We start from the raw sequence: 24763 nt of genomic DNA, 5'->3' as shown, positions 1-24763 counted from the left end.
CCCGCCTCGCGCCCCGCGCGAGGAAGAGGCCCGACGGACCAGTACGAGGACGCAGATGTCTGACCTCCGAGCACCGGCCGCCCGTGCCGACCGCCGAGAGGGCGGCCGGCACGGGCGGCCGGTCGCCCGACCCGCTCCCGCACTGCCCGAAGCGCACATACGGCCACAGCTCATGCGGCTCGCCGTGCTGCCACCCCTCGCGGTCGCGCTCAGCGCCACCGCCGCGGTCCTCTTCAGCATCCGCTCCACCGGGGCGCGCACCGGCCCCACGCTCTGGACCGTGCTCGCCGGGGCGGTCGCCGTGACCGTCGCCGGCATCCTCATCGCCGCCGTGGCCGCCGACCGGGCCGCCCGCTCGGTCTCCGACCGCGTCGACGCGCTGCGCCGCACCGCCGCGCGCGGCGAGGCCGACCTGCACGCCCTGGTCGACGCCCTGCGTCAGGGCGAGACCCCGCCGCAGCGCACCTCGCGCCGCCGAACGCCCGAGGACGCCGACGACTTCGAACTGCTCGCCGCCGACCTGGCCCGTGCGCACGACGGCGCCGTCACCGCCGTCGTGCGCGCGGCCCAGCTCTCCAGCCAGGCGGGCAACGAACAGAAGCTCGAGGTCTTCGTCAACCTCGCGCGCCGGCTTCAGTCCCTCGTGCACCGGGAGATCTCGATCCTCGACGAGCTGGAGAACGAGATCGAGGACCCCGACCTGCTCAAGGGCCTCTTCCACGTCGACCACCTGGCCACCCGCATCCGGCGGCACGCCGAGAACCTCGCCGTGCTCGGCGGTGCCGTCTCCCGGCGCCAGTGGAGCAACCCGGTCAGCATGACGGAGGTGCTGCGCTCCGCCATCGCCGAGGTCGAGCAGTACTCCCGGATCAAGCTGGTGCCGCCGATCGACGGCGAACTGCGAGGCCACGCCGTCGCCGACGTCATCCATCTGCTCGCCGAACTCATCGAGAACGCCTCGGTGTTCTCCGCCCCGCACACCCAGGTCCTGCTCCGCGCCAACCTCGTCACCTCCGGGCTCGCCGTGGAGGTCGAGGACCGCGGGCTCGGCATGCCCGTCGGCGAACAGAACCGGATGAACGCCCTGCTCGCCGACCCCGACCAGGTCAACGTCGCCAGCCTGCTGGCCGACGGCCGCATCGGCCTCTACGTGGTCTCGCAGCTCGCCCGGCGGCACGGCATTCACGTGCGGCTGCAGACCAACATCTACGGCGGCGTCCAAGCCGTACTCGTCGTCCCGCAGGCCTTGTTGGGTACGGCCCCGGGGGTGTCCGGCGCCGCCGCCGGGACCGGCGTGCCCCAGCCGCAGCAGCCGGCGGACACCGGTGCGTCGCCGCAGGTACGGCAGCAGGGACAAGAGCACGAACACGGGTATGGGCACGGACCGGGACAGGTGCGGCAGACCGTGCCGGGTGCCCGGTCCGGCGGAGGCGACCTGAGCACCGCACACGGCTGGAGCGGCCCGGCGGCCGGAGCGCCGTCCCGGTCGGGACTTGAAACCGGAGCAGGCGCCCCAGCCGCCTCCGCGGGCGAGGCCGGCTCCGGTGACGGGCAGGCCCCGGTGACCGGCCGGCGGCGGCATGCCCAGCGTGGGAGCGGGCGGCGCGGCGCGGAGAGTGGTGCCGGGCACCGCGCCGCGGAGAGCGGTGACGACGGGCGGAGCGGCGGTGCCCCCGCGCCGCTTCCCGTGCGGGGTGCCCGGCAGGACCGGCCCACCCCCGCCGAGGCCGTACCCGGCATCAGCGCCGGGGACCGGGCGGCGGTCGAGTCGCACGCCGGGTTCCTGCCCACCCCGCGGGCCGACATCGTGCGCGGCACCATGGCCAAGCCCCAGCTGCCCCGCCGCCGCGCCCAGCAGCACATCGTCCCCCAGCTGCGCGGCGGCCCCGCACCCCGCCAGGACGGCGACACCGTCCGGGGCCACGACCCTGGGCTGATGGCAGCCTTCCAGCGCGGGATCGGGCTGGCCGAGGCGCAGCAGCACCTGGAGAGCGAGGAGCCCGCCCAACCGGGCTCCGCCCCGCTGGGTTCCGTCCCCCTGGGTTCCGGCCGACCGGAGCCCGCGCACATGGGCTCACCCCACATGGATCCGGCCCAAATGGATGCGAACCACGTGGAGCCAGCCCACATGGAGCCAGCCCATATGGACTCCGCTCATGCCGTCGACCTGCCGAGCCATCACCTCCGGCCCGCTGTACCGGAGTTCCCCCGTCCTTCGCGTCCGCAGTCCGACCCCGTGGGCGCAGATCAGACGAGCGCGGGCCACATGGGCTCGGACCACATGAGCCCGACCCACACGGACCCCACCCCCATATCTCAGGGGCGCGCTCACACGCCCGCATCAGACGGCGCCCGTGGCGCCGGCCGGCCCGACGGGAGCGCCCCGGCCGGCTGACCGCCCGCACCGTGTCCACCCCCCACCACCACCACCGACCACTCACCCCCCAATCAGCGCTCCTTCAGACCTTCGGACCCCAAGGAGTCGATCCACCATGGCGAGCGATGCGCCGACCGCCCATGCATCCGACCTCGACTGGCTGCTGAGCGGCCTAGTGCAGCGCGTCCCGCACACCACCAGCGCGGTGCTGCTGTCCTGCGACGGGCTGGTGAAGTCCGTGCACGGACTCGACATCGACAGCGCCGACCACATGGCGGCCCTGGCCTCCGGCCTGTACTCGCTCGGCCGCAGCGCGGGCGTCCGGTTCGGTGACGGCGGCGACGTCCGCCAGGTCGTCGTCGAGCTCGACTCGACCCTGCTGTTCGTCACCACCGCCGGCTCCGGCACCTGTCTCGCCGTGCTCGCGGGGCGCGAGGCCGACGCCGCCGTGCTCGGCTACGAGATGGCGATGCTCGTCAAGAGCGTCCGGCCGTACCTGGTGACCGCGCCACGGCAGCACCCCGTCGAACCCACGGCGACGAGGCCTTGAGCGTGGCCGCAGCCGGCGACGGCCCCTGGCTGGACGACGCGGCCGGACGGCTGGTGCGCCCGTTCACGGTCAGCAACGGACGTACCAAGCCCAGCGTTGCACTGGACCTGATGTCGCAGGTGATGGCCACCGGCGTGACCCCACTCGGCTATCTCGGGCCCGAGCACGCCCAGGCGCTCGGCCTGAGCCGGGGCCCCGTCTCGGTCGCCGAGCTCGCCGCGCAACTGAAACTGCCCGCGGTGGTCACCAAGGTGCTGCTCTCGGACCTCGTCGACTGCGGGGCGCTGACCACCAAGCCCCCCGCTTTCCACCACACACCCACTGACCGGTCTCTGCTGGAGGCAGTGCTCGATGGACTACGACGACAGCTCTGACCCGTTCCCCACCGCGCTGAAGATCCTGGTGGCCGGCGGGTTCGGGGTCGGCAAGACGACCTTCGTGGGCGCGGTCAGCGAGATCGCGCCGCTCAGCACGGAGGAGCTGCTCACCACGGTCAGCATCGGCACGGACAGTCTCGACGGCGTCGAGAACAAGATGGAGACGACGGTCGCCATGGACTTCGGCCGGATCACCCTCGATCCGGAGCATGTGCTGTACCTGTTCGGCACGCCGGGGCAGGAGCGGTTCTGGTTCATGTGGGACGAACTGTCCGAGGGCGCACTCGGCGCGGTGATCCTCGCCGACACCCGCCGCCTGCAGGACTGCTTCGCGGCCGTGGACTTCTTCGAGGAACGCGGACTCGCCTTCATCGTCGCCATCAACGATTTCGACGGCGGCTACCGCTACGACCCCGAGGAGGTGCGTGCCGCCATCGACCTGGACCCGGAGGTCCCCGTCGTCCGGTGCGACGCCCGGATCTCCAGCTCCGGCGTGCAGACGCTGCTCACTCTCGTACGCCACCTCCTCGCCCACGCCCCGGCGCCCGCGCCGAGCCATGGCGCCCACATGTGATCCCGCACTACCGCCCACGGAGTCCCTATATGAGGCACGCCCACAGCGCTGGAGCCAGGCCATGACCTACGAGCCGCCCCGGCCGGTCCGGGGTCTGCTGCTCACCCCCGAGGACAAGGAGGCCCCGGCCCGGGTCCACCGACTGCGCCTGCTCGGTCTCGTGGACCGTCCCGACCCCGCGCTGGACGCCTTCGCGGACCATCTGGCCCAGCTCACCGGCGCGGCGTACACCATGGTCAACTTCATCGGCGAGGACCACCAGTTCTTCGCGGGCCTGCGGGTGCCCGCCGTGCCGCTGCTCCGGGAGGACGGCAGCAGGGCGGAGTTCGGCCGGGCCCTGCCGCGGGAGCACGGGTTCTGCCCCCATGTGGTGGTCCGCCGCAAGGCGCTGGTGCTCGAGGACGTCCGCGACTATCCGCGGTTCGCCGGGAATCCGGTCGTGGACGAGTACGGCATCCGCTCCTACCTCGGCGCCCCCCTCATCGACAGCTACGGCATGGCGCTCGGCACCGTGTGCGCTGCCGACACCGAACCCCGGGCCTGGGGCCGGTCGGGTCTGGACACGATCAAGGCGCTGGCCGCCGACCTCGTCGTACGCCTCGAACGAAGCGCCGAGGACGGATTGCCGCTGTGACGTGCGACAGCCCGCTCGCCCAGGCGGCACAAGGGGCGTGAAGCAAAGCTGTGGCGGTGGTTAAGAAAAGCTCGATGGACCCGCGGCCCACGCATACGGCAGATTGCAGGGTGATTCCACCCCTCTGACCCGGTGCGGGCTCCTTACGTCTGCCCGCGGGCCGGGACCTCACCCCACAGGAGCCGAAGCGTTGAAGGCGCTGGTCAAGGAGAAGGCGGAGCCGGGACTCTGGCTGACGGACGTCCCGGAGCCGGAGATCGGGCCCGGTGACGTACTGATCAAGGTCATGCGGACCGGTATCTGCGGCACCGACCTGCACATCCGGGCCTGGGACGGCTGGGCGCAGCAGGCGATCAGCACCCCGCTCGTGGTCGGGCACGAGTTCGTCGGACAGGTCGTGGAGACCGGGCGCGACGTGACCGACATCCGCATCGGGGACCGGGTCAGCGGCGAGGGGCATCTGGTGTGCGGCAAGTGCCGCAACTGTCTGGCCGGCCGCCGGCACCTGTGCCGGGCCACCGTCGGCCTCGGTGTCGGACGCGACGGCGCCTTCGCCGAGTACGTCGCCCTCCCCGCGAGCAACGTGTGGGTCCACCGCGTCCCCGTCGACCTCGACGTCGCCGCGATCTTCGACCCCTTCGGCAACGCCGTGCACACCGCGCTGTCCTTCCCGCTGGTCGGCGAGGACGTCCTGATCACCGGTGCCGGGCCGATCGGCCTGATGGCCGCCGCCGTGGCGCGGCACGCGGGCGCCCGCAACGTCGTCATCACCGACGTCAGCGAGGAGCGCCTGGAGCTGGCCCGCAAGACAGGGGTGAGCCTCGCCCTGAACGTCGCCGAGACCACCATCGCCGACGGCCAGCGCGAGCTGGGGCTGCGCGAGGGCTTCGACATCGGTCTGGAGATGTCCGGCCGGCCCGAGGCCATGCGGGACATGATCGCTAACATGACGCACGGCGGCCGTATCGCCATGCTGGGCCTGCCGGCGCAGGAGTTCGCGGTCGACTGGGCCCGGATCGTCACCTCCATGATCACGATCAAGGGCATCTACGGCCGCGAGATGTTCGAGACCTGGTACGCGATGTCGGTGCTGCTGGAGAGCGGCCTGGACCTCGCCCCCGTGATCACCGGGCGGTACGGCTACCGCGACTTCGAGGCCGCGTTCGACGACGCGGCGAGCGGCAAGGGCGGCAAGGTCATCCTGGACTGGACCGCATAAGCCGGACGCGCAACTCCCTCGTACCGTCAGCACTTTCAGGAGAGCCCCCATGTTCGACACCGTCCGCGACGACCTGCGCGCCACCCTCGACGAGATCCGCGCCGCCGGCCTGCACAAGCCCGAGCGGGTCATCGGCACCCCGCAGTCCGCGACCGTCAACGTCACCTCCGGCGGCCGCCCCGGCGAGGTCCTCAACTTCTGCGCCAACAACTACCTGGGCCTCGCCGACCACCCCGAGGTGATCGCCGCCGCCCACGAGGCCCTGGACCGCTGGGGCTACGGCATGGCCTCGGTCCGCTTCATCTGCGGCACCCAGGAGGTCCACAAGGAGCTGGAGGGCCGCCTCTCGGCGTTCCTCGGCCAGGAGGACACGATCCTGTACTCCTCCTGCTTCGACGCCAACGGCGGTGTCTTCGAGACCCTGCTCGGCGAGCAGGACGCGGTCATCTCCGACGCCCTCAACCACGCCTCCATCATCGACGGCATCCGCCTGTCCAAGGCCCGCCGCCTCCGCTACGCCAACCGCGACCTCGCGGACCTGGAGGCCAGGCTCAAGGAGGCCACCGAGGGCGGCGCCCGGCGCAAGCTGATCGTCACCGACGGCGTGTTCTCCATGGACGGCTACGTGGCCCCGCTGCGCGAGATCTGCGACGTCGCCGACCGCTACGACGCGATGGTCATGGTCGACGACTCGCACGCCGTCGGCTTCGTCGGCCCCACCGGCCGCGGCACGCCCGAGCTGCACGGCGTCATGGACCGCGTCGACATCGTCACCGGCACCCTGGGCAAGGCCCTCGGCGGCGCCTCCGGCGGCTACGTGGCCGCCCGCGCCGAGATCGTCGCCCTGCTGCGCCAGCGCTCGCGCCCGTACCTGTTCTCCAACACCCTCGCCCCGGTGATCGCCGCCGCCTCCCTGAAGGTCCTCGACCTGCTGGAGTCCGCCGACGACCTGCGCGTCCGGCTGGGCGAGAACACCGCGCTGTTCCGCCGCCGGATGACCGAGGAGGGCTTCGACGTCCTCCCCGGCGACCACGCCATCGCGCCCGTCATGATCGGTGACGCCTCGAAGGCGGGCCGGATGGCCGAACTGCTGCTGGAGCGCGGGGTCTACGTGATCGGTTTCTCCTACCCGGTCGTCCCGCAGGGCCAGGCGCGCATCCGCGTCCAGCTGTCCGCCGCGCACTCCACGGCCGACGTCGACCGCGCCGTCGACGCGTTCGTCGCGGCCCGCGCCGAGCTGGAGGCCTGACCAGCCCCGACGGCTTGAGATACTTGACCGCATGATCGAGGCACGGCGGCTCCACATCCTCCGTGCGGTGGCCGACCACCGCACGGTCACGGCGGCAGCCGCCGCGCTCTATCTCACCCCCTCGGCCGTCTCCCAGCAGCTGACGGCCCTGGAGCAGGAGACCGGCCACCGGCTGGTCGAGCGCGGCGCCAAGGGCGTACGGCTCACCGCGGCCGGTGAGATCCTGCTCAGCCACACCAACGTGGTCCTCGCCCAGCTGGAGCGGGCCGAGGCGGAGCTGGCCGCCTACGGCTCGGGCGAGGCGGGCACCGTCACCGTGGCCGCTTTCGCGACCGGCATCGCCCAGGTCGTCGCGCCGGCCGTGGCCCGGCTCGCGGAGACCGCACCGGGCATCCGCATCCGGGTCCAGGACGCCGAGGGCGACGAGAGCCTGCCCATGGTGCTGGACCGGCAGGTCGACGTGGCGGTCGCCGTGGAGTACCGGGGCGCCCCGTCCGCCGACGACCCCCGGCTCACCCATGTCCCGCTCTACGCCGAGCCGTTCGACGCCGTGGTACCCGTCGGGCACCGCCTCGCCGACGCCGCCGAGGTCCCCCTCGCCGAGCTCGCCAAGGACCCCTGGATCGGCCCTTACCCCGGCAACCCCTGCCATGACGTGGTCGTCCTGGCCTGCGAGAACGCCGGCTTCCAGCCCCGGCTGGAACACTCCTCCGACGACTTCCGCGCCGTCGTCGCCCTCGCCTCGGCCGACGCGGGCGTGGCCCTCGTACCGCGCTCCGCGCTGAACGGGATGGACCTCACCGGTGTCGTCGTACGGCCCGTCGACGGGGTGGCCCCGACCCGCCGTGTCTTCGCCGCCGTACGGCGCGGGGCGGAGGGGCACCCGCTGATCCGCCCGGTGCTGCAGGCGCTGGACGAGGCCGCGCAGGCGTCGGCCGCCGCCTCCTGACGACGCGGCGAGTGACGCAGGGGAGCCGAGGCCGACGACGCTCTCCTGCGAGCGGCTCGGCGGCCGGCTGTCAGTGGCACGGGCTACGGTGCGTTGCATGCCGGATGCCGAAGACGTACGCCGTATCGCGCTGTCCCTGCCGGACACCACGGAGAAGATCGCCTGGAGCATGCCCACGTTCCGGGTGGCCGGGAAGATGTTCGCGACCCTGCCCGAGGAGGAGACGTCCATCGCCGTGCGCTGTCCCAAGGAGGAGCGCGACGAACTGGTGGCGGCCGAGCCGGAGAAGTTCTGGATCGCCGACCACGAGTCCCAGTTCGCATGGGTCAGAGCACGGCTCGCCGCGCTGGAGGACGAGGACGAGCTGTGTGACATCCTCGCCGATTCCTGGCGGCAGGCCGCCCCGCCCCGGCTCCTGGACGCCCACCCCGAGTTGGGGGTGCCGCCCGCGGAGTGAACACTTCCCCCGCGCGGCCGCGGGCGTGGCATGATCCCGCGCGGCGCGGGAGGGACGTGGCACGGTGGGGCGGCGGGGAGGGGCATCGGCGATGACGGGAACCGGCGCACGGCGGGACACCGCCCCACAGGGCAGGAGCACGGCCGAGGCCGGCGCGCGGGCCGTCTGGTCCCGCGGCTTCGCCCTGTTCTTCGTGGCCCGGGCCGTCGCCCGCCTCGGCGACACCATGCTGCCCGTGGCCCTCGCCGCCGGGCTGCTGGAGCACGGGTACGGTGCGGGCGCGGTCGGTCTCGCGATGGCTTCCACGGCGGCGGCGTTCGCCGGTCTCGCCGTCTTCGGCGGGGTCGTCGCCGACCGGTTCAGCACCCGCCGGCTGATGACCGGCGCCGATCTGGTCCGGCTCGTCACCCAGTCCCTCGCCGCGAGCCTGTTCTTCGCCGGGCATGTGGTGCTGTGGCAGATCTGCGCGATCGGATTCCTCAACGGTGTGGCGGGAGCGGTGTTCCAGCCGGGCGTGGCCAGGACGGTGCCCCGGCTGGCCGCCGACATCCAGGGCGCCAACGGCGCGATCCGGATCGCCGAGTCAGCCGCCCAGCTCGCCGGCCCGGCCGTCGCCGGCCTCCTGATGGGCTTCGCCTCGCCCGGCGGGGTGTTCTGTTCGCCGCGCACGCCGCCACCTGTGGGCGACCAGCGTGCAGACCCAGGTCACGCCCGACGTCCTCAACCGCATCCACGCCTACGACGTGGCGGGCTCCCTCGCCATGATGCCGGTGGGCCAGGCCCTCGCGGGCCCGGCGGCCGGAGCGCTCGGCGCCGGTCACGTCCTGCTGATCTCCGCCGCGACCAGCCTGGCCGTCGCCGTGGCCCTGCTCGCGGTGCCCGCGATACGGAATCTGGTGCGCGCCGACGCGAGCACGCCCGCGCACTGACGGCGGCGCCCGTCCGGGTGCCCTGTCCAGGTGTTCTGTGCCGCTCCCCTGTGTTGCTGCACGGCCCGTGCTGGTGGCGGGCGGGGGGAGGCCTGCCGACGACGGCGGGTTGCCGCCTGTGCCCAGGGGCGCGGGCAACTGTGCGATCAGCCCTTGTGCATCCGGCAGTCGCGCACGGCGCTCAATCGGCCCGGCGGGTGGGCGCCACGAACCGCGTGATCCGTTCCCGCAGGGCCGCCGGGTCCAGCCCGTGCGCGGCCGCGTGCTCCTCGATCGTCCCGTAGCGGCGCAGCTCGCGGCGGCCCACGCCGAGGGCCAGCACCCGGTGCGGCAGGTCCGAGAGCGCCTTGCTCACCTCGGTCCCCGAGGTGCCCGCGAGATACGGCTCGACCAGGACGACGTCGGTGCCCGACGCCTCCGTGGCCCGGCGCAGTCCCGCCGCGTCGAAGGGCCGTACGGTCGTCGCGTACAGCACGGTCACGTCCAGGCCCTCGGTGGCGTCGAGGACCGCCTCCAGCATCGGGCCCACGGCGACGACCACACCGCGGCGGCCCTCGCGGAGGGTGACGAAGTGCTTGCCGTCGATCACCCGCCCCTGCCGGTTGGCCTGTACGGACAGCCGGACGTAGACCTTGTCGTCGCCGGCGGCGACCGCGTGGTGCAGCAGGGTCTCGGCCTCGTCGGGGTGCCCGGGCACATGCACGGTCCAGCCGTCCAGGGTGTCGAGGAGCGCCACATCACCCGGGGACATGTGCGTGTAGCCGCCGGCCGGCCAGTCGAAGGAGGCGGCCGCGCTCACCAGCACCGCCCCGGCGTTCTGATGCCCGAGATCCAGCTTGACCTGCTCGAACGGCCGCTCCACGAGGAAGCTGGCGAAGGTGTGCACCACGGGCCGCATTCCGGTCAGTGCCAGTCCCGCCGCCGCCCCGACCAGGAGCTGCTCGCGGATGCCGACGTTGACGACACGGTCGGGATGCCGGGCCATGGCCTCGCGGAAGCCGTCCTTGCCGATCTCGGCGAGGACCACCGCGACGCGCGGGTCCTCGTCCAGCAGCCGGGAGACGACGGGGGCGAAACGGTCACGCATGGTGTCCACGACAAAGGACCCTTTCCAGTCGGATGTGGGGGAGGGAGGGCAGGGGAGGCGTCAGGCGGTCTTCGGTTCGACGCGGGCCACGACGACGTGCGGCCGTCCCGGGTGAGGAGCGGTGAACGCGGCGTACAGGGCCTCGTGGTCGCGCCCGTCGACGGTGACCGCCGACCAGCCCGCCGCCTCGAACCGGGCGGCGATCCCGCCGGGCAGGGCGTGACTGGCGGAGGAGTTGTCGACGACGACGGTGTGCAGCCGTTCCAGGCCGGCCGGTCCGGCGAAGGCGATCGCCTCGTGGTTGCTGCCCTCGTCCAGCTCGGCGTCCCCGGTCAGCACCCAGACCGCCGGATCGTGCAGGCCCTGCGCCCGCAGCCCCAGCGCGCTGCCCACCGCGATCGGCAGCCCGTGCCCGAGCGAGCCGCTGCCGATCTCGGCGCCCGGCACCAGCACCCGGTCGGGGTGGTGTCCGAGCGGGGAGTCGTACGACCCGAAGCCGGGCAGCCAGTCCACCGGCACGAAGCCCTTCGCGGCCAGCACCGCGTAGTACGCCATGGGCCCGTGCCCCTTGCTCAGCAGGAACCGGTCCCGGGCCGGATCGTCCCGCCGGTCCGGCGTCACCCGGAGCACCCGGTCGTAGAGCACCCACAGCACGTCGAGGGTGGAGGTGGCCGCCGGGCCGTGCTTCTCGTCGCCGGTCATGAGCCCCATCAGGCCGGGCAGGTCGGCGTACCCGTACGTGCGGCTTTCGTCCGCTGCGATCTTCATGGGAAAGAGCGTGCAACCTCAACCGAACTTGAGGTCAACGGGGAAAGTGGTGCGCGATCACCGAGCGGAGTGCGGTATGGTTTCTCTGCGCGTTTCGACCGGGGAAACCCCAGGTCAAACCGCACCGGGACGTGGCGCAGCTTGGTAGCGCACTTGACTGGGGGTCAAGGGGTCGCAGGTTCAAATCCTGTCGTCCCGACCAGCTTCATTGCCGGTCGGAGGCCGTCTTCTCAGGATGAGGGGACGGCCTTTCTCGCGTCTGCGCGGCATCGCCGTCCTGCTCGCGCTCCGCGTGCGCAAGCATCGGGCGGTGGTCGCCGGTGGCGATCCTCGCGGCCATCGCCGCGAGCTGCCCGCAGGCCCGCGCGATCTCCCGCTGCGCCTCGTTCCGCTCGCTGACCACGGACGACAGCAGCAGTGCGGTCAGCGCGGTCGAACCGTTGAAGGCCTGCAGGGTGATCATTTCGGTGAGCAGGTCGTGACCGGCGAACGGTCCCGATCTCTCGCCACCGGCGATGACGGCGAAGATCGACACGGCCAGCGCGCAGGGCGCGGCCCCGGCCAGCTGGAAGCGGAAGGCCGCCCAGATCAGCAGCGGGAAACCGATGAACAGCAGCGGAATGTGGCTGGTCACGAGGAGTCCCACCGCGGCCGTGCCAGCCGCCAGCAGCAACGCTTCCGCCCACCGGTACGGGGGCGCGTTCTTCGGCCGGTGTGCCGTGCGGAGGACGAGCAGCACCGGCGTGACCACCAGGACGCCCATCGCGTCTCCGGTCCACCAGACCGACCACGTCGGCCAGAAGTCGCCGGGGCGCAGCACTCCGGCGAGGGCCAGCGTCCCGGTGCCCGTCGTCGCGCTGACCAGCATTCCGGTGAACGCGCCGAGGAAGATCAGTGCGAGCGCGTCCCACAGCCGGTCCAGCTGCTCGCGGAAGCCCGCACGGCGGAGCAGCAGGTAGGAACAGACGGGCGCGAGGGTGTTTCCCGCCGCGATGGCGAGCACGGCCGGGAGCGACGGCCCCAGCGCGATGTTCACCAGGAACGCGCCGAGCGCGATGCCGGGCCAGATCCGGGGGCCGCGCAGGAGCAGGCCCGCCACCGCGATGCCGCTCGGCGGCCACAGCGGGGTGACCTGGCCGCGGACCAGCTGCTGGAGCAGGCCCAGCCGGGCCGAGCCGTAGTACAGCGCGGCGAGGGCACACATCTCCAGGACCGCCGGTCCACTGCGCCGGAGTCCTTGATGCCGCGCCACAGCCATCGGGCGACCTCCGTACCGACATCGCCCCGCACCCATCATCCGCCGGATTCCCCGGATCCTCCACGGCACCGCTGAGCGGGGACGCCCCTCCGCGGCCGGCTGAGCCCCGGGGGTGACGGCACCCGGCGGCTCAGCGGCGGGGGATGGGACGTCTCGGGGGTCAGGGGGGCGGGGTGCGCAGGGCGAGGATGGCCATGTCGTCGTGACCGTCGCTGGGATGGTGATCCGCCAGTGCCGACACGAACTCGGGGAGCGGGAGGGCGGCATGGACGGCGGCGAGAGCGGCGAGCTCGTTCAGGCTCTCGTCGATGGGGTGGGCGGGATGCTCGATCAGACCGTCGGTGAAGAAGACGACGGTGGCGCCCGGGGGCAGGAAGCGGGAGTGGTCCGGGCGGGGCTGGCTGGTGTCGACGCCGAGCGGCAGTCCGGGCTCGGCGAGCAGATAGACGACGTGACGCTCGCGGGTGACCAGCAGGGGCGGGACGTGGCCCGCGGTGCTCCAGCGCAGCCGCCAACCCGGGGCCTGGGGTTCGATGCGGGCGAGCGTGGTGGTCGTGACGCGGCTGTTGCTGACCGTCTCCAGGGTCTGGTCGAGCTGGGCCAGGACCGCGCCGGGCGGACTGCTCTGGTCGAACACGAGAGCGCGCATCATGTTGCGGGTGGCGGCCATGGTGGCCGCGGCATGCAGATCGTGGCCGCCCACGTCGCCGATGACGACCGCCACGACGTCGTCGGGCAGGGGGATGGCGTCGTACCAGTCCCCGCCGAGCTGACTGGGCTCGGCGGCGGGCCGGTAGATGGCGGCGGCGGTGAACGGCCGCAGGTCGGGCAGTGTCGGGAGCAGCAGCCGCTGGAACTGCTCGGCTCCCACACGAATTCGTTCGAACAGGCGGACGTTCTCGATCGCGATGCCGGCGGCGCTGGCCAGGGCGATGACGACGTTCTCGTCGTGGACGTCGAACGGCTGTCCGTCGTGCCGCTCGGAGAGGTAGAGGTCACCGTAGATCTCGCCGCGCACGGTGATGGCGACACCGAGCAGGGTGCGCATGTACGGGTGGCCGGCCGGGAAACCGGCGGAGGCGGGATGGGACTGGATGTCGTCGATCCGCAGGGGTTCGGGGTAGCGGATCAGGTGGCCGAGGACACCCAGCCCACGCGGCAGTCCGGCCTTCGTCAGAGCATCGCGTTCGGGGTCGGACAGTCCGGCCGCGATGAACTGCTCCAGCCGTTCCGCGGACTCGTCGAGCACGCCGAGGGCCCCGTAGCGGGCGCCGACCAGGTCCATGGCGGTCGTCACGATACGGTGCAGCACCGCGGGCAGTTCCACCTCCCGGCTGATGGCCACCACCGCATCCAGCAGGCCCTGCAGCCGGTCCATGGAGGACAGCAGGGAGCGCAGCTGGTCGTCGATCCGGCCCAGCTCGGAACGCAGGCGCATGTGCAGGTCGGGGGGGTACGGCCGACTCGGCCGTCCGCCCGCCTTCTGTCCGGCCATGGCGGCCTCCTGACGCGGCCCGTCACGAGACGACGGCGTGACACGGCCCGTCAGCACAAACGTCCACCACTCCACGGCCGCCCGCCACCCGGGGAGACCGCGGCGGCCGCCTCGCCGGCGCTGGCCGGCGAGGCGGCCGCCCGTCGCAGGGGGCTTCAGACGGTGCGCACGTCCCGCCGCGACACCGCCAGGAACGCCACGAAGCCGACGATCGCCACGGTCCAGGACAGCGTCACCGGTCCCAGCCCCCAGGCCAGGCCGCCGCGCCTCGCCGGCAGGGCCATCCAGTCGGCGAGGGACGCGCCGAGCGGGCGGGTGATGACGTACGCCGTCCAGAACGCGGTCACCGCGCCCAGCAGGCCGGTGCGGTGGGTGACGGCCGGGACGCAGATCGCCACGGCGAACAGGACGACGGAGCCCAGGTAGCCGAGGCCGATCGTCGCGGTGAGGTCACCGGCGGCGGTGCCCAGCGCGAAGGTCGCGAGGACGGCCGCCCAGTAGAAGAACTCGCGGCGCCGGGTGCGGATGGAGTGGATGGACAGGGTGCGCTCGGACGCGTACCAGAGCGCGAAGACGGCGGCCAGGGCGATCATGAACAGCGGGGTGGACAGCGTGTACGGGACGCCGAGGATGACGTGGAGCGCATCCGCGGCCATCGTGCCGAACACGCTGACCATGACGATCGCCGTCCAGTAGATCCAGGGCACGTACTTGCGGACCGCGAACTGGAGCACGAGCGACGCCGCGAACGCGAGACCGCCGAGGCCGACCGCCGGGATCGGGCCCAGCGTATGGCCCAGGAAGTCGGAGGCGGTCTCGCCCATGCCGGTGGTGAGGACCTTGATGATCCAGAAATAGACGGTGACCTCCGGCACCTTGTTCGCGCTCTCGCGTATGCGCGCGCGGGCTTGCGCGCTGGGCCGGTCGTCCAGGACGTGCTCTGTGCTCATGGCTCGCACCCTCGCACGCCCAACTGTCGCAGCCCCAGCCCCCTTTGCCATTGTTTTGGGGCTTCTGGTGCAGCTGTTGCCATGGGTCGCCGTGAACCTGAACACAACCTGAACACATCACGGAAACCCCTGGTCGGCGGCCTGACCGGCCCGATAGACAGGCGGGTCAGGCGGCCGCCGGCGTCAGAACGCCAGACCCACGTGTGCCAGGGCCTGCTTCAGCAGCATCCCGTGCCCGCCCGGCATCTCGCTCTGCACGGCCGGGGAGCCGGCCTCCTGCGGGCTGAACCAGACCAGGTCCAGCGCGTCCTGCCGGGGGCGGCAGTCGCCCGTGACCGGGACGATGTAGGCGAGGGACACCGCGTGCTGCCGCGGGTCGTGGAACGGCGTGATCCCGGCCGTCGGGAAGTACTCCGCGACGGTGAACGGCTGAAGGGACGGCGGGACCCGGGGAAGCGCGACCGGGCCGAGGTCCTTCTCCAGGTGCCGCAGCAGCGCGTCGCGGACCCGCTCGTGGTGCAGCACGCGGCCGGAGACCAGCGTCCGGCTGACCGTCCCCTCCGGGCCCATCCGCAGCAGCAGTCCGATGCTGGTGACTTCACCGCTGTCGTCCACGCGCACGGGTACGGCCTCGACGTACAGGATCGGCATCCGGGCCCTGGCCATTTCCAGCTCGTCCGTGGTCAGCCAGCCGGGCGTCGTCTCGGTCATGTCAGACATTGCTTGATCATACTTTCCGGGCGGGGCGCGCGCTGGGGTCGCGGGCCGGATGGGATACGGGCGGACCGTAAAGGCGCAGGGCGTTGTCGCGGCCGGTCCAGGCGGCGATCCGCAGGGCGTCGGGCAGGCTCAGCTCGTCGGCGTCGACGCGCGCCTGCAGCAGATCGGCCATCCCCTGCCGGAAGCACAGGGCGCCGAGGTGGTGGAATTCGGCCACCCCGTAGGCGTCGGAGCTGTACAGCAGCTTCCGGAACGGGGTGATCTCCAGCGCCTCCTCCAGCACCGCCCGGCAACGGGCCGGGCCCGTGTGGTGCAGGGCGAGGCCCACGTCCAGGTACACCCGCTCGAACACCGCGGCCAGGTAGGCGGCCTGGCGGTGGTAGGGCCAGCAGTGCAGCAGCAGGACCGGGACCGTGCCGGAGACCAGGCGCAGCCAGTCGGTGAGCAGGGCCGGATCGGCGTGGTGCAGCCACAGGTCGGCGTCGCCGAAGCCGGTGTGCAGCTGCAGGGGGAGGCCGAGGTCCACGGCGGTCCACAGCAGATGCCGTACCAGGACCGGATCGGTGAGGCGTCCGCCGTCCGCGAGCCAGTGCCGGGCGGCCTCGGTCACCTCGGCGTCCGCCGGGCGCGCCGGGTCGAGGGCGAAGCCGGTGCGGTAGGCGGCCACCGACTTGACCGCCACCACGTCCGGCCGGCGTACGGCCTCCTGCGCGGCCGTACGGAACGCGGCCGCGTACTCGCCCGGCTCGACCCCCCGCCCGGCCACCGCCTCCGCCACCTGCTCCAGGCGGACCACCTCGTGGGCGGCCGCCCCCGAGGCCTCCGCCAGCTCGGCGGGGGAGGTCAGCGGGTGCGGCGCATAGCCGGTGTCCACGAGGAACGCCCCGGCTCCCGCGGCGCGCAGGAAGCGGCGGTTGACCTCCTGCGGGCCGAGGGCCGAGCGGCGGGCCGCGTAATCGGCCGGCGGCGCGTGCCGGGGCAGGTCCAGCAGGGGTGCGCAGTGGCGGCGTACCGCCACGCCGGCGGGGGTGTCGAAGGGCGAGACGCCGGGCCAGGACGCGCCCTCGGTCAGCAGGGCGGCGAACTCCTCGGGCGCGAGGTCGACCGTCACGGCGCCGTGGCAGTGGTGGTCCACCAGCCTCAGCCCGGCCAGGGCCTCGTGGACCGGTCCCGGAGCGGTCATGTCAGTACACCCAGCGGTAGGCCGCCGCCACCCGTGCGTCGTCCAGACCCTCGACGGCCGCCGCCTCGCCGAGCCGTACGGCGGACACCGCGTCCGCGAGGACCGGGCCCAGCGCCGCCCGCAGCACCTGGTCGGCCCGGAACTCCCGGGCAGCCTCCGGCAGCGACCGCGGCAGCCGCCGCACGCCGAGGGCCGCCGCTTCGTCCGGGCCGTACCGCGCAGGGTCGCCGGTGATCTCCTCCGGCAGGACGAGGGACGACTCGAGCCCGTCGAGCCCGGCGGCGATGAGGCAGCCGAGGGCCAGGTAGGGGTTGGCGGCCAGGTCGACCGGTTTCACCTCCAGGTTGGCCTCCTGCCCCTGGCGGCCCGCCGTACCGGTGATCATCCGCAGCGCGCTCTCGCGGGTTTCGTGGCCCCAGGCGGTGAAGACCCCCGCCCACTGGGAGGGTTTGAGCCGCAGATAGCTGGCCGGACTCGGTGCGGTGACCGCGGTCAGCGCGGGGAGGCGTGCCAGGATCCCGGCCGCGAACGATTCCGCCCCGGCGGTCATTCCGTAGCGGCGCTCGCCGCCGGCGTGCAGGTTCACTCCGTCGCGCCAGCAGGACAGGTGGACGTGGCCGCCGTTGCCGACGCCCTCGGCGAACACCGCCGGCGAGAACGACACCCGCAGGCCGTGCCGCTGGGCGACCGCCCGGATCGTCTGCCGGACCAGCACGCTGCGGTCGGCCGCCGCCACCGGGTCCAGCGCGCTCGTCGACACCTCGAACTGCCCGGCAGCGTACTCGGGGTGGAGCTGGTCGACGTGCACCTCCTGGGCGGCGAACGCGGCCAGCAGATCGGCCGCGTAGTCGCTCAGCTCGACCTGGCGGATCGCTCCGTACGCCGGGCCGGACACCGCCGGCACGAACTCGCCGGGGGGCGCCGAGCCGAGCCCGACCGCCCACTCGACCTCGATCGCCGCCTTGAAGGCGAGGCCGTGCCGTTCGGCCGCATCGGCGGCGATCCGGCGCAGAAAGGTCCGGGCACAGCCGGGGTGCCTCTCTCCCTCCTGGGTGATCCGGTCCACCGGCGCCCACGCCCAGCCCGGCTGCCCGGCCAGCGTGACCAGCTGGTCAAGGTCCGGATAGAGCCTGAGATCGCCGTCGGGGGAGCCGAGGACGTCGGTGGTGACGATCGAGTCGTCGGCGAGGAAGGTGTCGAACACCGGGGACATGCCGACACCCCCGGACACGGCCGCCTCCAGCCGTCCCGTGGGGATCGTCTTCACCCGGCAGACGCCCGCGGTGTCCACGTGGGCCAGCACGATCCCGAGCACGCTCTTCTCGGCGAGGCGCGCCACGAGTCCGGCGACCCGGCGCAGATCCTCCGGGCGCCCGCCGGGCACGGGGTCGGCAAGGGTGGTCATGCGTCCTCCTCGGCCATGCGTCCTCCTCGGCCATACGTCGTCGTCGGCGTCGGGCCGCCCGGTCCGGGCGTCAGGGTTTCACGGCCACCGCGCCGAACTGCGGCACCGCGGCGGCGGACGCCGGCCCGGCGCGCCACTGCGAGCAGGGCACCAGACCCGGCTCGACCAGCTCCAGGCCGGCCAGGAAGCCGGCGATCTCCGCGCGGCTGCGCGCGGTGATCGGCGGGGTGGCGTTGGCGTTCCAGAACTCCATCGCCGCAATGTTGCCCTCGCCGCCCACGTCGGCGTCGTAGGTCGGGTGGGTGAGGACGAGATGGCTGCCCGGGGGCAGCGCCGTCATGAGCCGCCGCACGATGTCCCCGGCCTCGGCGGTGTCCAGGACGAAGTTGAGGATGCCCAGCATCATCAGCGCGACCGGCCGGCTCAGGTCCAGGGTCTCGGCGGCGCGCAGCAGGATGCCGTCCGGGTCGTGCACATCGGCGTCGACGTAGTCCGTGACGCCCTCGGGGGAGCTGGTGAGCAGCGACCGGGCGTGCACCAGCACGATCGGGTCGTTGTCGACGTACACGATCCGTGACGCGGGAGCGATCCGCTGCGCGACCTCGTGGGTGTTGTTCTCGGTCGGCAGTCCGGTGCCGATGTCCAGGAACTGCCGCAACCCGCGCTCGGCGGTCAGGAACCGGACCGTCCGGGCCAGGAACTCCCGGTCCGCGCGGGCCACCGCCCGGATCACCGGGAACATCCCGGCGACGTGGTCACCGACCCGCTGGTCGACCTCGTAGTTGTCCTTGCCGCCGATCCAGTAGTTCCAGACCCGGGCGTTGTGCGCCACGGAGGTGTTGAGCTTCTCCGGTCCGGCCGCCGGGGTGTGGCCCTCGGTCACGTCGCCGCCCTTCTGAGGTTGCGGTCCTCCGCCGCCATTGTGCCGCCGGCTGATCGCGCTGTCCCGGGAAACGCACACCGTGGGCGGTTCGGGGCGGCTTCAGGACGTATCCGTGCATGAGGAACACTGGGCCGGTACGCCGTCCCCGACCGGAAGCAGCACATGCCCGCCACGCCCGCGCCCCTCCTGACCCCTTCCAGCCCGCCCCCCGGCTCCGCCGACATCCGGCTGATCGTCACCGACATGGACGGCACGCTGCTGGACGACGCCAAGCGGATCCCCGAGGGCCTGTGGCCGATGCTCGCGGAACTGCGCCGGCGCGGAGTGCTGTTCAGCCCGGCCAGCGGCCGCCAGTACGCCACCCTGGCCCGGCAGTTCGCCGAGGTCGCCGAGGGCATGGTGTTCATCGCGGAGAACGGCACCTATGTGGTCCGCGACGGCGTGGAGCTGAGCTGCGACACCCTCCGGCCGGCCGTGGCCGCGGGGATCGCGCGGACGGTACGGCGGCTGGCGGCGGACGGCGTGGACGTCGGCGCGGTGGTGTGCGGCAAGCGGGCTGCGTACGTCGAGCGCCATGACGAGGCGTTCCTGGCGGAGGTGCGCAAGTACTACGTCGAGCACCGGATCGTCGAGGACGTCACCGCCGTCGACGACGATGTGATCAAGGTCGCGCTGTTCGACTTCGGGCCCGCCGAGCACTCCACCGCCCCGGCCCTCGCGGAGTACGCCGGCACCCACCGGGTCGTCGTCTCCGGCGAGCACTGGGTGGACGTCATGAACCGCACCGCAGACAAGGGCACCGCGCTGCGCGGCCTGCAGCGGGCGCTCGGCATCACGCCCGCGCAGACCATGGTCTTCGGCGACTACCTCAACGACCTGGAGATGCTCGACGCCGCCGACTGGTCCTTCGCCATGGCCAACGCCCATCCCGAGGTCGTCCGCCGGGCCCGCCACCTCGCCCCGTCCAACAACGACAACGGGGTGCTGCGCACCATCTCGCGCGTCCTCGGCCTGTAGGGCGGGGGCCGCTGTCAGGGCTTGCGGCCCACCGCGCCGTACAGCGAGACCGGTCCCGCGCCGTCCGGGACCTCGTGGCGCCAGGTGTCCACCGGCACGACACCCGGCTCCAGGAGGTGGAGTCCCCGGAAGAAGGCGGCCACCTCGTCCCGGGAACGCGCGACCAGGGTCACTCCGTCCGCGGCGTACGCGGCGATGCCCTTCTCGACGTTCTCCGGTTCGAAGTCGCCCGTCATCGTCGACAGCACCAGGAAGCTGCCCGGCGCCAGCGCGTCGACCAGCGTCGAGACGAGCTCGTGGGCGCCGTCCTCGTCGGCGACGAAGTGCAGCAGCGCGATCAGCGAGAGGGCCACCGGACGGCCGAAGTCCAGGACGTGGGCGGCCTGTTCGAGGATGGCTCGCGGGTCGCGGGCATCGGCCTGCACGTACTCCGTCACGCCTTCGGGTGTGCCGCGCAGCAGCGCGCCCGCGTGCGCCAGCACGATCGGGTCGTTGTCGACGTAGACCACTCGCGCGCCGGGCGTCGCGGACTGGTCGATCTGGTGCAGGTTCGGCTCGGTCGGAATGCCGGTGCCGATGTCCAGGAACTGGTGGATGCCCTCCTCGGTGAGGGCGCGCGTGGCGCGGTGCATGAACGCCCGGTTGGCGCGCGCCGCCCGTGCGGCTCCCTGGTCGATCGCGGTGATGCTGCGGCCCAGTTGCTCGTCGACGGGGTAGTTGTCCTTGCCGCCGAGGAACCAGTCGTACACCCTGGCCGGATGCGGCCGTGTGGTGTCGATGTGCTGTGCGGCCGGCCCGGTCCCCGTCACGTGCTGCTCCTCCGCTCGGCTGGTCCCGGTGGTCGTCCGGGACGTGCGGGCGGCAGTCTGACACGATCATGCCGCGCGGCGCAGACAGTCGTCGACCACCCCCTTGTCGAGCGCGGCGCGCACCAACGCGGCGGCCAGGACGGCCGGTTCGGTCCTCCCGGCGAGCCGCGTCAGTTTCTCCGGGTCCTTCGGCAGCCCGAGCCGCTGCGCCCCGGAGAGCGCCTTGTCGTCCAGGCGGGGCGCGAGTTCGGGCCACACCCGCTGGACCTCGCGCAGGAAGATGTCGGCGCCGGCCGGGCCGATGCCCGGTTCTTCCTGGAGGAGCCGCCTGAGTTCGCCGGTGTCGCCGTGCGCCTCCGCGTGCAGCCGGCGCAGGTCCCCGGCCCAGCGGTCCAGCAACAGCTCCGCCCCGTCGCCGAGCTGGGTGGCGGTGCGCTCGTCGTAGCGCCGGTAGCCGCCGCGGCCGAGCGCGTCCACCCGCTGCTGCCAGTCGGCGTCGGCCATGCGGCGCGGGCTGTCGAGGTGGTCCTCGTGCAGCTCCCGCGCGGCGGCCACCGCGACCGAGGCCCGGATCCGGGCGCTGAGCAGCAGGGCCAGCACGAGCAGCCGGTACAACGGCTGCGGGGCGTCCTTGAGGCGGATGCCCGCCTCCTCGGCGTAGGTCTGCCCGTGCGCGGACAGCAGCTCGTGCAGGACCCGTTCGTCGCGGTTCACGGCTACGGCTTGAGCGGATCGTGGCCCAGCGTCATCAGCCGGTGCCGGCGCCGGGTGTCCTTGGGCGCCGTCTCCGGCTCCGGTTCGTTCTCCATGTCCACCAGGTCTGCGACCGTGTCGACGACCCTGTGCATCAGGCGGACGTCGTCGTCGGTGAGGTCGGTGCGGCGCTTCTGGAGGATCGCGAGAACATGCTGTCCGGTCGGCGTGCCCGCGTCCTCGGGCAGGGGTTCGGTCTGCTCGTGGGCGTCGCGGACCCTGAGCCAGGCCGCGAGCTCCGCCGAGGTCATGTTCACCACGCGGTGGAAGTCCTCCCACAGCGCGTCGAGTTCGAGGGCGTCGGCCATGGTTTCCCCTTCCGTGCGGGGGTGTCGTTCTAGCTGGAGGCGTTGTCGCCCGGGTGGTTCTCGGCCTCGAACATCCAGCGCTGCTTCTCCAGGTCCGCGGTGATGGAGATCAGCAGGTCCTGGGTGACCGGGTCGGGCTTCTCCGTGGCCGCGATCCGCTCGCGCAGCCGGCCGACGGCCGCGTCGAGCGCCGAGACGATCAGCTCCACCACCTCGTTGTCGCGCAGCCAGCCCTCCTTGGCGCCGGGCAGCGCGAAGGTCGCGGCGACGGTCTCGGGCCGGCCGTCCGGGGGCACGCCCAGCGCGGCGGCGCGCTCGGCGACCGTGTCGGAGTGTGCGCGGGCCGCCGCGACCACCTCGTCGAGCTGGAGGTGGATCGACCGGAACCGCGGGCCCACGATGTTCCAGTGCGCCTGCTTTCCGACCAGCGACAGTCCGAGCAGGTCGACCAGGGTCTCCTGCAGGGCGGTCCCGGTGACACCGAGCGCCTCCTCGGGCAGCGTGCTCCTCACCACCGTCATGCTGTGTCCGTCCCCTTCCGTCAGGTGCGTACGTCTTCCGTCCGGTGCGTACGTCGTGTCCGAAAGGGCGGGTGCCCCGCGCCCGGGCGAACAAAACAGCCCTGATCAGCGGAACAGCGACCGGTCCAGGAAGCGGATCACCTCCGCGAAGACCTCTTTCCTGTCCGTCTCGTGGAACACCTCGTGGCGTGCCCCGGGGAAGATGCGCTCGGTCAGCCGGGAGCCGGCCAGCCGCTCGACGCCGGTCCGGCTGCCGGACAGCGGCACCAGCCGGTCGTCGTCCCCGTGCAGCCACAGCAGCGGCAGCGGGCCGACGTCACCGCCCTGTTCGACGGTCCGGAGGGTCCGCGCGAACGCCTCCACCGTCGGCCGTTTCATCGGCCCGTGCCACACCAGCGGGTCGGCGGCGTAGGCGGCGCCGACGGCCGGGTCCCGGGAGAGCGCGGCCGGGCTGACCGGGGTGTCCGGGATCTCCGGAAGGGCCAGCAGCCGGGCGGGCAGCTCCCAGGCGCCGATCACCGGGCCGGACAGGATCAGTGCGCTCAGTTCGGCGCCGTACCGCTGCGCGTAGCGGGCAGCGATCAGCCCGCCCATGGAGTGTCCGGCCAGGACGAGCGGCAGGCCGGGGTGCGCGGCCCGGGCCAGGTCCGCCGCCGCGTGCACATCGGTGACGACGTCCTCGAAGTCCTCGATCAGTGCCCGTTCCCCGGCCGAGCGGCCGTGGCCCGTGTGATCGGGCCCGTACACGGCCGCCCCGTGCCCGGTGAGGACGGCGGCCAGCTCGTCGTACCGGCCCGCGTGCTCGCCGTATCCGTGCACCACCAGGGCCAGGTACCTGGGTGCCGGATGCGGCCACTCACGCACGGCGACGAGGCCGTGGGTGCCGTCCAGGGTGTGCTCGCGGACGTGGGGCATGTCTCCTCCGGGTGACGTGGTAGGGCCTCGGGGGATCTTCCCAGCGGGCGGGTCGGAGGTCTATAGTCGAAAACTAGCAGTGCTAATTAAGTGTCTGTGTGGTCCGCTGGCCGACAGCGTCGTAGGCCAGTCATAGGTCAGGAGTCGAAGCCGTGCGTCCCGTCCATTTCGCGGCCGCCCGCCGCACCCCCATCGGCAAGCTGCGCGGAGCCCTGTCCGGCGTGCGGCCCGACGACCTGGCGGCGACCGTGATCCGCCACCTGGTGGCCGACGTGCCCGCCCTGGACCCGGCCCGCATCGACGACGTCTACTGGGGCGCGGCCAACCAGGCCGGCGAGGACAACCGCAACGTCGCCCGCATGGCCGCCCTGCTCGCGGGCCTGCCCGAGTCCGTGCCGGGCGCCACCGTCAACCGGCTGTGCGCCTCCGGCCTCGAAGCGGTCACCGCCGCCGCCCGCACCATCGCCGCCGGCGAGGCCGACATCGTGATCGCGGGCGGCTCCGAATCCATGAGCCGTGCCCCCTTCGTGCTGCCCCGGCCCGACGAGGGCCTGCCGCAGCGCATCGAGACCCACGACACCCGGCTCGGCTGGCGCCTGGTCAACCCGGCGATGAAGGACCTGCACGGTCTGCTGTCCATGGGCGAGACCGCGGAGGAGGTCGCCGAGCGGTACGGCGTCTCCCGTGACCGGCAGGACGCCTTCGCGCTGCGCAGCCACCGGCTCGCCGCCGCCGCACGCAAGAACGGGCACTTCGACGACGAACTCCTCGCCGTGGAGCGCCCGGACGGGATCGTGGTCGAGCAGGACGAGTGCGTCCGCGAGGACACCTCGCTGGAGAAGCTGTCACGGCTGAAGCCGGTCTTCCGCCCGGGCGGCACGGTGACGGCGGGCAACGCCTCGCCGATGAACGACGGTGCGGCCGGGCTGCTGCTGGTCGGCGAGGAGGCCCTGAACGAACTGGGTCTGGAGTCCCTGGGCCGCTATGTGGCGGGCGCCTCCGTCGGGGTCCACCCCGATGTGATGGGCATCGGCCCGGTCCCCGCCACCCGCAAGGCGCTCGCCCGGGTCGGCTGGGACATCGGACACGTCCAGGAGGCCGAGTTCAACGAGGCGTTCGCCGCACAGGCCCTGGCCTGCGTCGACCAGCTCGGCATCGACCCCGACCTGGTCAACCCCACCGGCGGCGCCATCGCCCTCGGCCACCCCCTCGGCTGCTCCGGCGCCCGCATCCTGACCACGCTGCTGCACCGGATGCGGCGCACCGGCGCCGAGCGGGGCCTGGCGACCATGTGCGTGGGCGTGGGGCAGGGGAGCGCGGTGCTGGTCGAGAGGCACTAGCGCTTTTCCCACGGGGGGATCTGGTCAGTCGAGCCG

The 24763-nt window shown here is 72.8% G+C and carries 25 protein-coding genes, 1 tRNA gene and 1 pseudogene; 13 read left to right on the top strand and 14 right to left on the bottom strand.

Annotation, left to right across the window (positions count from 1 at the left end; all coding sequences use genetic code 11):
• The first annotated feature begins 55 nt into the window (after positions 1-55).
• The 10 genes and pseudogenes from ABZ919_RS01530 (at position 56) to ABZ919_RS01485 (ending at position 9315) form a co-directional block, all read left to right on the top strand.
• Positions 56-2395 carry an ATP-binding protein gene (locus ABZ919_RS01530; RefSeq protein ID WP_361241069.1) on the top strand — a complete coding sequence of 780 codons (2340 nt, stop codon included), beginning with the start codon at positions 56-58 and terminating at the stop codon, positions 2393-2395.
• A gap of 97 nt (positions 2396-2492) precedes the next feature.
• On the top strand, positions 2493-2927 hold the full coding sequence (locus ABZ919_RS01525; RefSeq protein WP_361241066.1) for a roadblock/LC7 domain-containing protein: 435 nt from the start codon (positions 2493-2495) through the stop codon (positions 2925-2927).
• Positions 2928-2929: 2 nt separating this feature from the next.
• Complete coding sequence (locus ABZ919_RS01520) at positions 2930-3301, top strand: DUF742 domain-containing protein (protein ID WP_361241063.1); 372 nt, start codon at positions 2930-2932, stop codon at positions 3299-3301.
• Positions 3279-3878 carry an ATP/GTP-binding protein gene (locus ABZ919_RS01515; protein WP_361241060.1) on the top strand — a complete coding sequence of 200 codons (600 nt, stop codon included), beginning with the start codon at positions 3279-3281 and terminating at the stop codon, positions 3876-3878. Before ABZ919_RS01520 ends, ABZ919_RS01515 begins: the two co-directional genes overlap by 23 nt.
• 61 nt (positions 3879-3939) lie before the next feature.
• Positions 3940-4512, top strand: coding sequence for a GAF domain-containing protein (locus ABZ919_RS01510; RefSeq protein WP_361241057.1), 573 nt, complete (start codon positions 3940-3942; stop codon positions 4510-4512).
• Positions 4513-4702: 190 nt separating this feature from the next.
• Entirely contained in the window at positions 4703-5731 is a 1029-nt protein-coding gene (gene tdh, locus ABZ919_RS01505; RefSeq protein ID WP_361241054.1) for an L-threonine 3-dehydrogenase, read from the top strand.
• Between the two features lie 49 nt (positions 5732-5780).
• Positions 5781-6980 carry a glycine C-acetyltransferase gene (locus tag ABZ919_RS01500; protein ID WP_361241051.1) on the top strand — a complete coding sequence of 400 codons (1200 nt, stop codon included), beginning with the start codon at positions 5781-5783 and terminating at the stop codon, positions 6978-6980.
• A 31-nt stretch (positions 6981-7011) separates the two neighbouring features.
• Complete coding sequence (locus ABZ919_RS01495; RefSeq protein WP_361241048.1) at positions 7012-7929, top strand: LysR family transcriptional regulator; 918 nt, start codon at positions 7012-7014, stop codon at positions 7927-7929.
• 97 nt (positions 7930-8026) lie between these two features.
• Positions 8027-8386, top strand: a complete 360-nt coding sequence (locus tag ABZ919_RS01490; RefSeq protein WP_361241045.1) for an MmcQ/YjbR family DNA-binding protein — start codon at positions 8027-8029, stop codon at positions 8384-8386.
• Positions 8387-8477: 91 nt separating this feature from the next.
• A pseudogene (locus ABZ919_RS01485) lies at positions 8478-9315 on the top strand (MFS transporter).
• Between the two features lie 181 nt (positions 9316-9496).
• On the opposite strand, the gene ABZ919_RS01480 reads toward ABZ919_RS01485, so the two are convergent.
• Together ABZ919_RS01480 and ABZ919_RS01475 are read right to left on the bottom strand one after the other, a co-directional pair.
• Complete coding sequence (locus ABZ919_RS01480) at positions 9497-10411, bottom strand: transketolase C-terminal domain-containing protein (RefSeq protein ID WP_361241042.1); 915 nt, start codon at positions 10409-10411, stop codon at positions 9497-9499.
• 51 nt (positions 10412-10462) lie between these two features.
• The gene (locus ABZ919_RS01475; RefSeq protein ID WP_361241040.1) at positions 10463-11170 is read right to left on the bottom strand and encodes a transketolase; all 708 of its coding nucleotides are present in this window, start codon (positions 11168-11170) and stop codon (positions 10463-10465) included.
• A 125-nt stretch (positions 11171-11295) separates the two neighbouring features.
• Here ABZ919_RS01475 and ABZ919_RS01470 point away from each other — a divergent pair.
• Positions 11296-11372 (top strand) — tRNA-Pro (locus tag ABZ919_RS01470).
• A gap of 3 nt (positions 11373-11375) precedes the next feature.
• Here the strand turns inward: ABZ919_RS01470 and ABZ919_RS01465 are convergent.
• The 7 genes from ABZ919_RS01465 to ABZ919_RS01435 form a co-directional block, all read right to left on the bottom strand.
• The gene (locus ABZ919_RS01465; protein WP_361241037.1) at positions 11376-12428 is read right to left on the bottom strand and encodes an MASE1 domain-containing protein; all 1053 of its coding nucleotides are present in this window, start codon (positions 12426-12428) and stop codon (positions 11376-11378) included.
• Positions 12429-12588: 160 nt separating this feature from the next.
• Positions 12589-13866, bottom strand: a complete 1278-nt coding sequence (locus ABZ919_RS01460; RefSeq protein ID WP_361241786.1) for a GAF domain-containing SpoIIE family protein phosphatase — start codon at positions 13864-13866, stop codon at positions 12589-12591.
• A 212-nt stretch (positions 13867-14078) separates the two neighbouring features.
• The gene (locus tag ABZ919_RS01455; RefSeq protein WP_361241034.1) at positions 14079-14873 is read right to left on the bottom strand and encodes a hypothetical protein; all 795 of its coding nucleotides are present in this window, start codon (positions 14871-14873) and stop codon (positions 14079-14081) included.
• A 183-nt stretch (positions 14874-15056) separates the two neighbouring features.
• Entirely contained in the window at positions 15057-15584 is a 528-nt protein-coding gene (locus tag ABZ919_RS01450) for an NUDIX hydrolase family protein (RefSeq protein ID WP_361241784.1), read from the bottom strand.
• A gap of 16 nt (positions 15585-15600) precedes the next feature.
• Complete coding sequence (locus ABZ919_RS01445; protein WP_361241031.1) at positions 15601-16776, bottom strand: amidohydrolase family protein; 1176 nt, start codon at positions 16774-16776, stop codon at positions 15601-15603.
• A gap of 1 nt (position 16777) precedes the next feature.
• On the bottom strand, positions 16778-18181 hold the full coding sequence (locus ABZ919_RS01440; protein ID WP_361241028.1) for a glutamine synthetase family protein: 1404 nt from the start codon (positions 18179-18181) through the stop codon (positions 16778-16780).
• Between the two features lie 70 nt (positions 18182-18251).
• Entirely contained in the window at positions 18252-19064 is an 813-nt protein-coding gene (locus ABZ919_RS01435) for an SAM-dependent methyltransferase (RefSeq protein WP_361241026.1), read from the bottom strand.
• Positions 19065-19226: 162 nt separating this feature from the next.
• On the opposite strand from ABZ919_RS01435, the gene ABZ919_RS01430 reads away from it, so the two are divergent.
• Complete coding sequence (locus ABZ919_RS01430) at positions 19227-20081, top strand: Cof-type HAD-IIB family hydrolase (RefSeq protein ID WP_361241023.1); 855 nt, start codon at positions 19227-19229, stop codon at positions 20079-20081.
• Positions 20082-20095: 14 nt separating this feature from the next.
• Here ABZ919_RS01430 and ABZ919_RS01425 read toward each other — a convergent pair whose 3' ends face one another.
• The 5 genes from ABZ919_RS01425 to ABZ919_RS01405 form a co-directional block, all read right to left on the bottom strand.
• On the bottom strand, positions 20096-20890 hold the full coding sequence (locus ABZ919_RS01425; protein WP_361241020.1) for an SAM-dependent methyltransferase: 795 nt from the start codon (positions 20888-20890) through the stop codon (positions 20096-20098).
• A gap of 66 nt (positions 20891-20956) precedes the next feature.
• A complete protein-coding gene (locus tag ABZ919_RS01420) occupies positions 20957-21604 on the bottom strand; it encodes an endonuclease (RefSeq protein WP_361241017.1) in 648 nt (215 codons plus the stop codon).
• Positions 21605-21606: 2 nt separating this feature from the next.
• Complete coding sequence (locus tag ABZ919_RS01415) at positions 21607-21951, bottom strand: DUF3140 domain-containing protein (protein WP_361241014.1); 345 nt, start codon at positions 21949-21951, stop codon at positions 21607-21609.
• Positions 21952-21980: 29 nt separating this feature from the next.
• On the bottom strand, positions 21981-22472 hold the full coding sequence (locus ABZ919_RS01410; protein ID WP_361241011.1) for a DNA starvation/stationary phase protection protein: 492 nt from the start codon (positions 22470-22472) through the stop codon (positions 21981-21983).
• Between the two features lie 105 nt (positions 22473-22577).
• Entirely contained in the window at positions 22578-23387 is an 810-nt protein-coding gene (locus ABZ919_RS01405; protein ID WP_361241008.1) for a lysophospholipase, read from the bottom strand.
• Positions 23388-23539: 152 nt separating this feature from the next.
• On the opposite strand from ABZ919_RS01405, the gene ABZ919_RS01400 reads away from it, so the two are divergent.
• Entirely contained in the window at positions 23540-24727 is a 1188-nt protein-coding gene (locus tag ABZ919_RS01400; RefSeq protein WP_361241005.1) for a thiolase family protein, read from the top strand.
• Positions 24728-24763 lie beyond the last annotated feature (36 nt).

The sequence above is a fragment of the Streptomyces sp. NPDC046759 genome, assembly GCF_040645475.1.
Taxonomy (GTDB): Bacteria; Actinomycetota; Actinomycetes; order Streptomycetales; family Streptomycetaceae; genus Streptomyces.
The sequence above is the reverse complement of the archived record's forward strand: the minus strand, read 5'-3'. Positions and strand labels throughout refer to the sequence as shown.

Bases quoted from the DNA above. Each gene is read 5' to 3' on its own strand.
- ABZ919_RS01510 (WP_361241057.1), top strand. From the start codon at position 3,940: ATGACCTACGAGCCGCCCCGGCCGGTCCGGGGTCTGCTGCTCACCCCC.
- ABZ919_RS01460 (WP_361241786.1), bottom strand. From the start codon at position 13,866: ATGCGCCTGCGTTCCGAGCTGGGCCGGATCGACGACCAGCTGCGCTCC.
- ABZ919_RS01515 (WP_361241060.1), top strand. From the start codon at position 3,279: ATGGACTACGACGACAGCTCTGACCCGTTCCCCACCGCGCTGAAGATC.
- ABZ919_RS01500 (WP_361241051.1), top strand. From the start codon at position 5,781: ATGTTCGACACCGTCCGCGACGACCTGCGCGCCACCCTCGACGAGATC.
- ABZ919_RS01440 (WP_361241028.1), bottom strand. From the start codon at position 18,181: ATGACCACCCTTGCCGACCCCGTGCCCGGCGGGCGCCCGGAGGATCTG.
- ABZ919_RS01405 (WP_361241008.1), bottom strand. From the start codon at position 23,387: ATGCCCCACGTCCGCGAGCACACCCTGGACGGCACCCACGGCCTCGTC.
- ABZ919_RS01475 (WP_361241040.1), bottom strand. From the start codon at position 11,170: ATGAAGATCGCAGCGGACGAAAGCCGCACGTACGGGTACGCCGACCTG.
- ABZ919_RS01410 (WP_361241011.1), bottom strand. From the start codon at position 22,472: ATGACGGTGGTGAGGAGCACGCTGCCCGAGGAGGCGCTCGGTGTCACC.
- ABZ919_RS01530 (WP_361241069.1), top strand. From the start codon at position 56: ATGTCTGACCTCCGAGCACCGGCCGCCCGTGCCGACCGCCGAGAGGGC.
- ABZ919_RS01430 (WP_361241023.1), top strand. From the start codon at position 19,227: ATGCCCGCCACGCCCGCGCCCCTCCTGACCCCTTCCAGCCCGCCCCCC.
- ABZ919_RS01525 (WP_361241066.1), top strand. From the start codon at position 2,493: ATGGCGAGCGATGCGCCGACCGCCCATGCATCCGACCTCGACTGGCTG.
- ABZ919_RS01450 (WP_361241784.1), bottom strand. From the start codon at position 15,584: ATGACCGAGACGACGCCCGGCTGGCTGACCACGGACGAGCTGGAAATG.
- ABZ919_RS01445 (WP_361241031.1), bottom strand. From the start codon at position 16,776: ATGACCGCTCCGGGACCGGTCCACGAGGCCCTGGCCGGGCTGAGGCTG.
- ABZ919_RS01415 (WP_361241014.1), bottom strand. From the start codon at position 21,951: ATGGCCGACGCCCTCGAACTCGACGCGCTGTGGGAGGACTTCCACCGC.
- ABZ919_RS01455 (WP_361241034.1), bottom strand. From the start codon at position 14,873: ATGAGCACAGAGCACGTCCTGGACGACCGGCCCAGCGCGCAAGCCCGC.
- ABZ919_RS01495 (WP_361241048.1), top strand. From the start codon at position 7,012: ATGATCGAGGCACGGCGGCTCCACATCCTCCGTGCGGTGGCCGACCAC.
- ABZ919_RS01465 (WP_361241037.1), bottom strand. From the start codon at position 12,428: ATGGCTGTGGCGCGGCATCAAGGACTCCGGCGCAGTGGACCGGCGGTC.
- ABZ919_RS01490 (WP_361241045.1), top strand. From the start codon at position 8,027: ATGCCGGATGCCGAAGACGTACGCCGTATCGCGCTGTCCCTGCCGGAC.